The organism is Paenibacillus algorifonticola (assembly GCF_000971975.1).
GTDB lineage: Bacteria > Bacillota > Bacilli > Paenibacillales > Paenibacillaceae > Pristimantibacillus > Pristimantibacillus algorifonticola.
Window position 1 is genome coordinate 158166 of record NZ_LAQO01000019.1, and the last position, 13164, is coordinate 171329.

A 13164-nucleotide genomic window follows, 5' to 3' on the forward strand; every position below is an offset into this window, starting at 1 on the left:
GCTGTCTGAAGTTCGCTCCTGAGCAGACTTCTGAACCCGGCGTGGCGCCAGCAGGTGCTGCATGCCCGCAAGTAGGAATGTTTCGGTTCCCGCCGTTAACGGGATTGAGGAGCAAGCTATTGCTGTCCCTGTCTGTATAGAGGGGAGAAAGCAGATTGTTCGAATTAGGGTGGTACCACGGTTCTTTCGTCCCTTGCGGGAAGAAGGGGCCTTTTTTGTTTGTTTAAAAGAATGAGGAGGCGAGCATCAGATGAAGGAACGTTTGGAGGCTTTGCGCGGCGAAGCGCTGCAGGAGCTGCAGCAGGTAGACAATCCGCAAGTGCTTAACGATCTGCGGGTAAAATATTTAGGGAAAAAAGGCGCGCTGACTGAAATTTTGCGCGGCATGGGCGGACTTAGCGCAGAAGAGCGTCCAATTATCGGCCAAGTCGGCAATGACGTGCGTGCAGCGATTGAAGCGGTTATTGAAGAGAAGCAGGCGATTTTCCAACAAGCCGAGACAGAAGCTCGCTTGCGCGGAGAAACGATCGATGTGACGCTGCCGGGCAAAGCATTGCCAACTGGAGCCGTACATCCGCTTAACAAGGTAGCGCAGGAAATTGAAGATATTTTCATTGGACTTGGCTATACGATCGCGGAAGGCCCGGAAGTTGAGACGGATTATTACAACTTCGAGGCGTTGAATTTGCCGAAAAACCATCCAGCTCGCGACATGCAGGATTCGTTTTACATTACAGATGATATTCTGATGCGTACGCAAACATCGCCCGTTCAAGTGAGAACGATGCAGGCGATGAAGGGCAAGCCGATTAAAGTTATTTGTCCGGGCAAGGTGTACCGCCGCGATGATGACGATGCGACGCATTCCTTCCAGTTCAATCAAATTGAAGGACTTGTCATTGCGCCGAACATTCGCATGAGCGATCTGAAAGGCACGCTGCTGCAATTTGCCCAGCAAATGTTCGGCTCGCAAACGCAAATCCGTCTTCGTCCAAGCTTCTTCCCATTCACGGAGCCAAGCGCAGAGGTTGACGTAAGCTGTGCGCAATGCGGCGGACATGGCTGCCGGATGTGCAAGCAGACGGGCTGGCTGGAAATTCTCGGCTGCGGCATGGTGCATCCGCGCGTACTGGAGATGGGCGGCTACGATCCGAACGAAGTAAGCGGATTTGCTTTCGGTATGGGTGTAGAGCGCATTGCGCTGCTGAAATACGGCATTGACGATATTCGTCATTTCTATACGAACGATCTTCGGTTTTTACAACAATTCGCGAGAATGTAGCAGGAAAGGAAGGGGAGCAAAGCGATGAAAATTTCGTATCAATGGTTGAATGAATATATTGATTTATCGGGCTTTACGGGCGCAGAGCTTGCAGAAAAAATGACGCGCGGAGGCATTGAGATCGACGAAGTGGAATCCCGCAATAAGGGAGTGACAGGCGTCGTTGTCGGCTATGTCAAATCGCGCGAGAAGCATCCGGATGCGGATAAGCTGAATGTGTGCAAAGTAGATGTAGGCACGGGCGAAGAGCTGCAAATCGTCTGCGGAGCCAAAAATGTCGATGCGGGACAGCTCGTTCCAGTCGCTACCGTCGGGGCAAAGCTGCCAGGCGATTTGCATATTAAGCGCGCAAAGCTTCGCGGAGTAGAATCGCAGGGCATGATCTGTTCGGCGAAAGAGCTTGGCATTAACGACAAGCTGCTGCCGAAGGAGCAGCAGGAAGGCATTCTCGTATTGCCGCCGCACACGGTAATCGGAACGCCAATCGAGGGCGTGCTTGGGCTGAACGACGAAGTGCTGGAGCTGGATTTGACGCCGAACCGTTCGGATTGCCTCAGCGTAATCGGCACAGCGTATGAAATCGGCGCTTTGACTGGGCGCGAGGTGCGTATTCCTGAGCCGGCTATTGCTCACGCATCCGAGCGTACAGACAGTCACGTTCAAGTTACGATCAGCGCTCCTGAGCAGTGCTTCCACTACAGTGCACGATACATTAAAGGCGTGAAAATTGGCGAGTCTCCGCTATGGCTGCAAAACCGCCTCATTGCCGCAGGCATTCGTCCAATTAACAACGTCGTTGACGTAACGAACTTTGTATTGCTGGAGTATGGCCAGCCGCTTCACGCCTTTGATGCAGATCAGGTCAAAAGTGGACGGATCGATGTGCGTTTGGCACATGAAGGCGAAACGATGCTGACGCTAGATGACCAAGAGCGCCGCCTTGAGCCGCATATGCTCGTCATTACAGACGGCGAGAAGCCAATTGCGCTTGCGGGTGTGATGGGTGGAGCCAATTCAGAGGTAACGGGCGATACGGTTAATATTTTGCTGGAATCGGCCAGATTTGATGGTGGAACGGTTCGCAAAACATCGCGCCAATTCGGCCTTCGCTCAGAATCCAGCATTCGTTTCGAGAAGGAAGTGGACCCGGGCCGCGTTATTCCGGCGTTAAACCGTGCAGCAGCCTTGATTACGGAGCTTGCAGGCGGACTCGCTACGGAGGGCATCGTAGAAGTGACGACAGCTCCGGCGAAGCAGCAAGTCGTTGAAGTAGCTTTGGCTAAAATCAACCGTTACCTCGGCACCTCGCTGTCCAGCCTTGAAGTGCAAACGATTATGAATCGTCTAAGCTTCGGCTACAGCGTGAGTGAGGAAGACGTATTCCAAGTGGAAGTGCCGTCGCGCCGCGGCGATATTTCGTATGACGTGGATTTGATTGAGGAGGTTGCCCGCCTTTACGGCTATGACAACATTCCGACTACACCGATTTTCGGCGATGTAACGCCAGGTGCGCTGACGAAGCCGCAAGCGATTCGCCGCGAGCTGCGCAAGCGTCTGACGGATGCTGGGCTTCATGAAGTCATCAGCTATTCGTTTACAGGCCCTGAACGGACACAGCTGTTCCCTGCATTGTCGGGCGAATCGACGAAGGCTGTGAAGCTGTCGATGCCGATGAGCGAGGAGCGCAGCGTGCTGCGGACGACACTGATCGCGCAGCTGCTGGAAACAGCAGCATACAATCGCAATCGCAAAAACGAGTCGGCAGTCATTTTTGAAATCGGCAGCGTGTTTCATACAGAAGAAGAGAAGCTGACGCGTCTTCCTCAGGAGAAGCATCGCTTCGCGGCATTGCTGACAGGAAACCGTGTAGAGCCGCAGTGGAACCGCAAGGCGGCTGCTGTTGATTTTTATGATGCCAAGGGAGTTCTGGAAACGGTGTTTGCCGTTCTCGGCATTACCGATAAGGTAAGCTATGCCGCGGCGCAGCCGGAACATTTTCACCCGGGAAGAACGGCGGCTGTTCAGTTGGAAACCGAGCATGGAACAGAAGTCATCGGCTACGTTGGTCAGCTTCACCCAACACTGCAGCTGGAAAGCGATCTGGCGGATACGTATGTGCTGGAAATCGAGCTTGCACCGCTTTATCAGCTGGCTGGCGACGAAATCGTCTACAAGGCGCTGCCGCGTTATCCTGCTATGCAGCGTGACATTGCCGTCGTGCTGGATATGGGAGTGCCTGCAGGCGAGCTGACTGCCCTTGCATGGCAAACGGCTGGCGAGCTGCTCGAGTCCGTACGCGTGTTCGACGTCTTCACGGGCGAGAAGCTGGGAGCGGGCAAAAAGAGCGTAGCGCTCTCACTCGTATACCGTCATGCAGAACGCACGTTGACCGATGAAGAAGTGACCGAGCTGCATGGCAAGGTCGTTGCTGGATTAGAACAATCTTTTGCAGCAGAATTAAGAAAATAGGCAGGAAACCTTCCACGCCGTATCGAAATAGTTCCTTGTGGACTATCGATACGGCTTTTTGCTTTGTTTTTCAGCAGGAGCAGGCCTTTGGACGTTTTTTCCAGGTGAAAGCCCTTGTCGTCATGCCATCAAAACTTGTTCTTTTTGTTAGTCGAAACATGGATAAATATTTGCTTGTGAGTCAGTGTTGGATTTTAGGTTGAAATATAATGATGTGGCAAGCTTTATGTCTGAGACAGAAGCAGTCGTTTACGCTTATTTTTGAAATATAGGAAGGTATGTCCTAAAGCTATCCTTTCTCTATATTTCTCGGAATGAATCGCGCCGCCAAAGGATGGCGACAGCCGTTTCACCTTGATATAATACAACTATAATATAAGACTCTATGTGATATGTTCTTCTATATATAAGGATTGGGAAACAATCCTGCTGATTGATAAGGGAGCGAGAAACACCTATAGGAGGATAATGTTTTATGGATACTGAGCAAACTGTAGTAACCGTTGATATATATGGGCACCAATATCGTTTGAAGGGCCATTCCAACTCAGAATATATGCGGCGTATTGCCGGAATGATAGATGATAGCATGAATAAAATTGCCAAAGGTTATCCACAGCTGGACCTGCCGAGAATCGCAGTGCTTGCGGCTGTGCAGATGACTGAGGAAGTGTTTCGCCTGCGCCGCGATAATGAGTCGCTGCATGACGCTGAGGCGAAGCGGCTTGTGCTTGCCGAGCAGCTTGGAGAACTCCAAGGGATGATGGCAAGCTTGCGCGAGGAGTATCAGGCTTTGCAGGTAAAGGCGGAAATCGATCTGCAGGAGCTGCAGGAGGTTTTTGAATCAGAGCTGGAGCAGGCGAAAAAGAAGGCTGCCGAGGAGCTGATGCATGCGCTCGCGGAAGCGGAAAACCAGCTGAAGGATATGCTGGCGGAAGCGGATGAACGGCTGGCTGCGCAGCAGCAGGAAGCATCGGAAGCGCTTGCGCGTCAGCGCGAGGAAGCATCGGAGACGCTTGCTGCCCAGAAGCTGACGCTTGAAGGAGCGCTTGCGCGGGAGCAGGCGAGTGCAGCGGAAAAGCTCGCGGAAGCCGAAGCAGCTGCCGAGGAGCAAGTGGCGCGCGAGCGCGTTGAGGCGGCTGCGAAGCTGGCGGAAGCAGCCGAAAAGCTGATCGAAGCGGAAATCGTTGCGGAAGAGCTGCTGGAACGTGAGCGTGCCGAAGCCCAAGCGAAGCTTGGAGTATTAGAGGCGAAGCTGGCGGAGACGAAAAGTGCCGCGGATGAGGCGCTTGCGCGGGAGCGTGCGGAAGCAGAAGCGAAGCTGGCGGAGGCGAAAAGTGCCGCAGATGAGGCGCTTGCGCGGGAGCGTGCGGAAGCAGAGGCGAAGCTGGCGGAGACGAAAAGTGCCGCAGATGAGGCGCTTGCGCGGGAGCGTGCGGAAGCAGAAGCGAAGCTGGCGGAGGCGAAAAGTGCCGCGGATGAGGCGCTTGCGCGGGAGCGTGCGGAAGCAGCAGAAAAGCTGGCGGAGGCGAAGAGTGCCGCAGATGAGGCGCTTGCTCGGGAGCGTGCGGAAGCAGAGGCGAAGCTGGCGGAGACGAAGAGTGCCGCAGATGAGGCGCTTGCGCGGGAGCGTGCGGAAGCAGCAGAAAAGCTGATCGAGGCGGAAATTATCGCCGAGGAGCAACTGGAACGCGAGCGTGCCGAAGCGGCAGAGCGGCTCGCGGAAGTGGTTGAGAAGTTGACCGAAGCCGAAGTCTCTGCGCAGGAGCAGCTTCTGCTTGAGCGTGAAGCAACGGCAGCGAAGCTTGCGGAAGCGCAGAGTGGGGCAGAAGCGAAGCTTGCGCGTGAACGTGCTGAAGCAGCAGCGAAGTTGACCACAGCGGAAGCGAGAATTTCCGAGAATGAAGCGAAAATAGCGGAAGCAGAGGAAAAGCTGATCGAGGCGGAACTGATCGCCGAGGAGCAGCTGGCGCGTGAGCGCGAGGCAGCGGAAGCGAAGCTTGCACATGAGCGTGCGGAAGCGGTGGAGAAGCTGACCACAGCAGAAGCCGCTCTTGCTCAAGAGCGTGCGGAAGCGGCCGCAAGTTTAGCGGCGGCGGAAGCGACTGCGAAGGCGGAGCTGGAGCGTGAGCTGGCAGAGGCCGAAGCGAAGCTGCTGGAAGCAAAAGCGGCAGCGGAGGTGGCGCTGGAGCAGGAACGCGCGACGGCGACGGAGCTGTTGACAGAGGCGGAAGCGTCTGCGCAGGAGCAGATGGAGCGCGAACGTGCAGAAGCAGCTGCTAAACTGGCGGAAGCCGAAGCGAAAGCCAGCGAAGCAAGAAGCATCGCAGCAAGAGAGGTTGCGCGGGAGCGCGAGGCTGCGGCTGCGAAACTCACAGAAGCGCAGAGCGTAGCGGAAGAGATGCTGAAGCGTGAGCGTGAGGAAGCAGCGGCCAAGCTGGCAGCAGCGGAAGCGGCAGTACATGCCGCTCAAGAGCAAGTGGCGCGCGAACGTGTAGAAGCCGAAGCGAAGCTGATGGAAGCAATAGCGGCAGCGGAAGAGACGCTGAAGCAAGAACGCGCGGCAGCAACGGAGCTTTTGACAGAGGCGGAAGCGTCTGCACAGGAGCAGTTGGAGCGCGAACGTGCCGAAGCGGCGGCTAAGCTCGCTGAAGTCGAGAAAGCTTTGCAAGAGCGAATGGAACGTGAGCAGGCTGATGCTGCAGCTAAACTAGTGGAAGCGAAGAGCTTTGCCGAGGCAGAGCTTGCACGCGAACAAGCGGAAGCAGCAGCGAAGCTGGCAGAAGCCGAAGCGGCTTCGCGAACACAGGTCGAACGTGAACGTGCAGAAGCAGCAGCGAAGCTAGCGGAACTGGGAGCTTCAGCACAAGCAGAATTGCAACGCGAGCAGGCAACCGCGGCAGAACTGCTTGAAGAAGCGGAAGCGATATTGTCTGCTGAGCGTGCAGCTAAAGCCCAAGCGATAGAGCTTGCTGAACATCAGCTAGCTGAGCGTGTGAAGCAACTGGAGCAAGGCTGGCAGGCGAAGCTTGAGCAGCGTGAAGAGGAATGGAAGCTGGAGCTGTCTAATACGGCTGAACAGCAGCAGCAACAGCTTGACGAGTATGAGCAGCGTTTGCTTGCAGAAGCATCTGCTAACGTTGAAAAGCTGGTTTCCGCACATATGAAAGAGTTAACGGAGCAGGAGCAAGCCTTGAAGGCTGATCTCGCTCTGCGATATAAAAATTGGGAAGAAGAACGGGCTAAGCTGCAAGCAGCTGTTTCGGAGCTTCAAGAAACCGCAGCCAAGGAAAAAGCCGCGCTTGAACAGCGTATTACCGTGGCAGATGACCACTTATTGCAAGCTATGGAACAGGAAGAAGCATTGCGCTCATCCCTTACAGTGCTAGAGCAAGAGCGCCAGGAGCGTGACGCCGAACTTAGCGAAATACGTCAGCAGCTGGACGAGCTGCATGTTATAAATGAGCAGCATGTCGCAACGCGTGCACAGCTAGGCAACAGATTGAAGGAAGCAGAAGCACAAATCGCTGAGCAGGCTAAATATTTGGCGAATGAAGCGGCTAAAGCGGATGAGGCTGAATTGCGTGTTATGGAGCTGCAGGAAGAACTCAGCAAGCTTCAACAGTTGCAGCAAGATCTTCAAGCTCACTATGAGCAGGCTAGAAGCGAGCAGGAGCAGCAGTATCGGGAGCGGCTTGCGGCATTTGAACAGCAGCTTGAGGCCCAAGCGCGGCTTCATGAAGAATGGAAAAACAATGCGGAAGAAAAACAGCTGGAGTTCGAAATCCAGCATGAAGAAGAGCGTGAAGCGCTTGAGCTGCAGCTTCGTGAACAACAGCAAGCACTGGAGGCTAGAAAGCGTGAGGGAGATGCTGCTCAGGCAGAGCTTACGCTCAAGCTTCGTGAGCAGGAACAAGCGCTCGAAGCCAAGCAGCGGGAAAGCGAAGCTGTTCAAGCAGAGCTTGCACAGGAGCATCAGCGGCAGCTTGCTATGCTTGAACAGCAGCGGGATGAGGTTGCGAGCCAGCTCAAGCAGGATTTTGCCGACCAGCTGGAGTTGTTGAAGCTTGAACAACTGGAGCAGTCGGAGCAGCTGGAACGTGATTGCTCGGAGTTAAGGAAGCAGCTTCATGAGAAGCAAGCTGAATATGCTAGTCTAATAGAGCAGCAGAAGCAGCAGTTCGACGAGCATTACCGTGAACAGGAGCTGAGAGCGCAGCAGCACCGCAAGGATGAACAGGCTGCTTGGCAAAGCAAGCTGGAGGAGCTTCAGGCGAAAGTAGAACAGGCAGAGTTCCATGAGCTGGAGATGGACGAAAGGCTGGGACAGCTGGCTCGACATGAGCAGGAGCTTACAGAGCAGCTTGAATTGATTGCGGCACGAGAGCGAATTGCGGCTCAGCAGCTCGATGTTTTACTTCATAAACAGCAGGAACTGGATGAGCAAATGGAGCAAGAGCGCAAGCGCTCCGAGCAATTGACAGATGAAATAAATCGTATGGTTGCGGAGGAGTCCGAGCGGCAAGCTGGCGAGGAGCATTTGAAGGAGCAGCTGGAGGCAGCTTTGGCGCAAGCCGCTGCGGCAGCCCTGCAGAGCGAACAAGTAGATCAGCGCAGGCAGCAGCTTGAGCTTGAGTGGTCTGAGGCCGTTCAATCGACGGAGCAGCTGAGAGCAGAGCACGAGAAGCTTGCTATCGAGCATGGCAAGCTGGCACACGAGTACTCCTTGCTGCAAAACGAATACAATGAATGGATTGAGCTAATCGAGCAAAGCTAGCCTATCACAAATGATCCGTATATCTCGCCCGGTGCGCCGGAATAGCGAAGATAAACGGATTTTTTTTGCATATTACGCTGCGATAGTGCAAAAAAATCCCTTGAATCAAGCCGCGAGCCATTTGCCCGTACTTTATTCAAGGGATTTTTATAGAGCGGATCATCTGATTATCCATAGCTGACCGTACTGCCTGTTGGGCCGCCGCGAGGAAGGCTTGCGAGACGCAGCAAATCTGGTGTGACGACTGCCGGGTCCTTGCCCGTGGCATGCATTTCGGTGCGAAGCGTGCCAGGATTGTATAAATTAATGAGAATACCATATTCATGTTCTTCATCAGCGAGTGTCCGGGTTAGCGACTCAAGGCCAGCTTTGGCTGCACTGTAAGCGCCATAACCTCCTGCACCGTTCCAGGAAAGGCCCGATGTAATGTTAATGATGCGTCCATAACGTTCTTTACGCATATATGGAATGACAGCTCTGGATAAAAAAAAGGGTCCTGTCAAATTTGTAGCGACCTGCGTATGCCAGTTTTCAGAAGTCAGCTCAATGACATGTCCAGACTCCAGCACAGCGGCATTATTGAGCAAAATGTCAATTTTGCCCCATTTGTCCACAGCCAGAATAACGGCTTGCTTAATTTGCTGTTCGTCGGTGACATCCGTAGGTATAACAAGCGCTTCCCGTCCGGTAGCTTCCTTAATCGCCTCAAATGTTTCTTCGAGCTTGTTCAATCGACGGCCAAGCAACACGACCTCTGCGCCTTCTTTTGCGAACGATAGAGAAGCGGCCCTTCCGAGCCCGCTGCCTGCGCCGCTTACAATTGCCACACGCCCATTTAAAAGGCTCATCGTATCTCTCCCTCCGGCTTTTGCGAGATAAACACCGTAAGCGCTAACTTTTAGCTATAATGACCATCTTATCAAAGGGAAGCGGGAAGTGAAAGTGCGGCAGTTATCAATTTTTCTTACAGGGTAGCAAAAGAAAAATGATATTTCAGTCCATTATCGAAAAAGTCATGAATACATTGCGATGATTTAGAAGTTCATCAAATATGATAAAGTAAAGTTAGTCCCTCAGGTAGTCCCTAAAATATGGAGTATAAGGAGCCGGATTATGTTTCTTAAAAAACAAACGATTAGCAAAAACGGAAAAACTTACGAATACTTTCGGATCGTTTCAACATACCGCGACGAATTGGGACGGAGGAAGCATCGAACGGAGAAATATCTTGGAGCGCTGAGCAGTGAGGAAGTATCGAGAGTCAAGGCGGAGCTGCGGAATCGAACGACCCTTTCCGTACAAGGACAGTTGAGCGTTGGGAGCGTCGTGACTTCGGTAACGTTCGTTTTTCAAGAAATCAATGCCTTCGCTTATGCGCCTCAATCACCTAGGGAATGGAATGTTACCAGCACAGACATGTTGCTGCTCGTTCGCGAGGGGCGCGGTGAGATTCAGATGGGCGGAAGTAAATTTTTTCTCAAGGCAGGAACGGCTTTCTATTGCCCGGCGGGTAGCGGCATGCACGTCAACAATCCTTATGAAGAGACGCTGCAGCTGGATCGGATAACCTTTATCACGATTGCCCCGATTGATGCTGCAGGCCGCTTAGAAAGCGAAGGTGTGTATGGCCGGGTAGCCGATGCGCATTGGATGGGTGGGGAGATACCGCTCCTTGCCCCAGAGCGCGCTTTACAGCTGGGAGCAGAGCTGCATGAAGCGGCATCCCTGAATAGCCAGCATAATTCGCTTAGAAGCCAGCTTATATTTTATCAATTGCTGAGCTTAGTGTTTAATAAACAATCTGTACAGGCTGATGAAGAAAATGGGGGTCGTTGGATAGACAACGTCGTCCAATATATTCGCGACCATTACCAGGAAAAACTGACGCGAGATCGGCTTGCGGCGATGATTGGCATCAGCCCGGAATATTTCTCCCGTGTGTTCAAGCAGGAAACGGGCCAAAGCTTCTTAGATTATTTGTGCCGGATGAGAATTCGAAAATCCCAAGAACTGCTTCAGCTTTCTCCGTTGAGGAGTATAGGCGAGATAGCTAAGCTGAGTGGTTTTCAAAGCGAATATTATTTCAGCCGTAAGTTTAAACAAATTACCGGGCTGGCGCCGTCATCCTACCGAGCCAAGCCGAAAGTATACGCAGCGTTGTCTTCCTACGCGGCCTCGTGCATGTTGACGTTAGGTGTCGTTCCTGCGCTAGGCCTAATTGAGCCGTGGATGAAGGAAGCACATGCCAAGCGTATAGACTTAACTGTACTTGAAGTGGTGGGAGACATGAGCAAAGAATCACTTCGAAAGCTGGCTCAGGCAAGTCCCGACCTCATTTTGGCGAGGGAGCAAACAGCACATTCGGAGCGTCTTCGAGAAATTAGCTCCGTGTGCGAAATACCTGATTTGGACGACAACTGGCGCGAGCCGTTTTTCCTGCTGGCAGAGGCAGTTGGGAAGCTGCGTGAGGCAGAAGCTTGGATAACCCGATTCGAGCAGAAATTAGTTGAAGGGAAACGACAATTGACCTCTTTCATCGGGCGTGACGAGACCGTAGCTATAATTAAGATCGTGTCCGACAAGCTCTACGTTTATGGCCGATCCACGAGCATGGGAGGCATTCTACTATACGAGGAGCTAGGGCTCAAACCTCCTGCAAGCGTTAGCCGCGAGCTGATAGACAGGAATATCCCAAACAAAGCGTTCTCTGCAGAGGAGCTGCCTACATTTTCTGCAGACCATCTCATCTTGTTCGACTACGGCTCGCAATGGCTTCCGAATCAGCGGACCTGGATGAATACCGATGCATGGCACAAGCTTGAAGCCGTCCGGAAGGGCCGCATTTACACGCCGAACCGCGAGGTGTTTTATGGCTATGACACGTTGTCCTTGGAATATCAGCTTGAGGAGATTGTAAGGTTATTGTCCGCACATTCGGACTGATTTTTCGTCATGATTGTGTATGGACGTTAGCTGCCGAGAATTGTTATCATTTGATCGAATGATAATCAATTTCAATTAGGAGGCTGTTTCAATGTTGGTTTTGGCAAAAAAAATTTCCGCATCTATCGGTCCGCTCATGTGCGTCATGTTAATCCTTAGCGCGTGTGGCGGTAATTCGATTTCGAATACGCCAAGTTCGTCCAATACGACGGCTCCGTCGACTGCCGCTTCAGAAACGCCAAGCGACAACGGGGCTCAAGCAGACGAGCCTGCGACAAAAACCGTCAAGACAATCAAGGGAGATATTGAGCTTCCGCTTAATCCGAAGCGAGTCATTGCCGGTTACTATCATGGTACGCTGCTTGCTCTTGGCATTCAGCCTATTGGAGGGAGCAAAGAGTGGTGGATGGGCAGCCCGTTCCTGAAGGAGCAGGAAGCCGCTATAACTGACATCGGATCCCCAGCTTCCCCGGAGAAAGTGCTGGAAATGGAGCCTGATCTGATCGTTATTAACGATACACTTGCCGATAATTACGATAAATTTGCTCAGATTGCGCCGACGTTGTTTATCGAGTACGGCTCAACAAAAAACGTTCGTGAAGAAGTGAAGCAAATGGGAGCACTGCTGAACAAAAGCAAAGAAGCGGATGCATGGCTGGCAGAGTACGAAAACAAAGCGGAAAAAGCAAGAAATCAGCTGAAGGACGTGGTTAAGCCAGGAGCGACAGCAGTCCTGCTTGAGGTAGACGGAAAGACGCTTGCGGTTCTAGGCGATAATTACGGCCGCGGTGGAGAAGTGATCTACAATGCCCTCAAGTTCAAGGCCCCAGATTGGGTGCAGGAAAACGTCATTGACAACGGAGCACAGTACGTGGAAATATCGGAAGAAAAGCTGGCTGAGCTCGCGAACACAGATTATATTTTCTTGTCCACCTACACAGAAACAACGGAGGAACAGTTCAAGGAATTGACAGATGGACAAATTTGGAAAAGTCTGCCTGCTGTGAAAAATGGCAACTTGATTCCTGTTGATTATAAGACGTATTTTTATTTCGATCCGATTTCTATTGTTGGCCAGATCGATACTTTGAAACAAACGCTTATCGATCACAAACCTGGCGAATAATTACGCATGAATGGCTAGCGTTCCTTCACAAACAACAAAAACCGCCGGTACTCAAACAAAGATGAGCGTCCGGCGGCTGGATGTTGGATTCAAATAGCTTGAATCCATACAAATTTATTCAACAATAAGCTTCGCTTGCATTTTAGTATGGCCTGTGCCGCATGGCACATTGCATACAATAGTGTATTCGCCGGCTTTCAGCGAAATGGTTTTGGATTTATTGTTTGGAATCGTAATATCGGTTTTGGTAACCTGGATGCCATGGACGCCATCCGTTGATTCAAGCTTGAGGTTAATGGCTTCGCCCTGCTTGATTTTGTATTCGGCTTGCTCAAATTCCCAACTTTTTGCTTTGACAACGACTTCGGCTGCACTGGCATCTGTATCTATAACGCCGCCCGCCTCGCTCGTTCCTCCGCTTGTCCCGCACGCGGCAATGATTGCAACGAAGCACACCACGGCAGCAAGATAAATCCACTTTTTCATCTTGTTCGGCTCCCTTTCTGCTTACAATCTGTTGATGAGATTACATTACATACTTCAAGATCGGAATTTTTTTCGCATCGT

The 13164-nt window shown here is 52.2% G+C and carries 7 protein-coding genes; 5 read left to right on the plus strand and 2 right to left on the minus strand.

What is annotated here, in order from left to right; genetic code table 11:
• Window positions 1-250: 250 nt before the first annotated feature.
• The 3 genes from pheS to WH37_RS33920 all read left to right on the plus strand — a co-directional run bounded on the left by pheS (window position 251) and on the right by WH37_RS33920 (window position 8528).
• A complete protein-coding gene (pheS, locus tag WH37_RS23590) occupies window positions 251-1282 on the plus strand; it encodes a phenylalanine--tRNA ligase subunit alpha (protein WP_046233075.1) in 1032 nt (343 codons plus the stop codon).
• A 24-nt stretch (window positions 1283-1306) separates the two neighbouring features.
• Window positions 1307-3751 carry a phenylalanine--tRNA ligase subunit beta gene (gene pheT, locus WH37_RS23595; RefSeq protein WP_046233076.1) on the plus strand — a complete coding sequence of 815 codons (2445 nt, stop codon included), beginning with the start codon at window positions 1307-1309 and terminating at the stop codon, window positions 3749-3751.
• A gap of 475 nt (window positions 3752-4226) precedes the next feature.
• Complete coding sequence (locus WH37_RS33920) at window positions 4227-8528, plus strand: hypothetical protein (protein WP_052737167.1); 4302 nt, start codon at window positions 4227-4229, stop codon at window positions 8526-8528.
• Window positions 8529-8695: 167 nt separating this feature from the next.
• On the opposite strand, the gene WH37_RS23610 is transcribed toward WH37_RS33920, so the two are convergent.
• Window positions 8696-9376, minus strand: a complete 681-nt coding sequence (locus tag WH37_RS23610) for an SDR family NAD(P)-dependent oxidoreductase (RefSeq protein ID WP_046233077.1) — start codon at window positions 9374-9376, stop codon at window positions 8696-8698.
• A gap of 265 nt (window positions 9377-9641) precedes the next feature.
• Here WH37_RS23610 and WH37_RS33925 point away from each other — a divergent pair, with 265 nt between their 5' ends.
• Both WH37_RS33925 and WH37_RS23620 read left to right on the plus strand, forming a co-directional pair.
• Entirely contained in the window at window positions 9642-11471 is a 1830-nt protein-coding gene (locus tag WH37_RS33925; protein WP_052737168.1) for an AraC family transcriptional regulator, read from the plus strand.
• 91 nt (window positions 11472-11562) lie between these two features.
• Window positions 11563-12597: an ABC transporter substrate-binding protein gene (locus WH37_RS23620; protein WP_052737169.1), complete on the plus strand. Its 1035-nt coding sequence runs from the start codon at window positions 11563-11565 to the stop codon at window positions 12595-12597.
• Between the two features lie 114 nt (window positions 12598-12711).
• Here the strand turns inward: WH37_RS23620 and WH37_RS23625 are convergent, their stop codons facing one another.
• Entirely contained in the window at window positions 12712-13083 is a 372-nt protein-coding gene (locus tag WH37_RS23625; RefSeq protein WP_046233078.1) for a cupredoxin domain-containing protein, read from the minus strand.
• Window positions 13084-13164 lie beyond the last annotated feature (81 nt).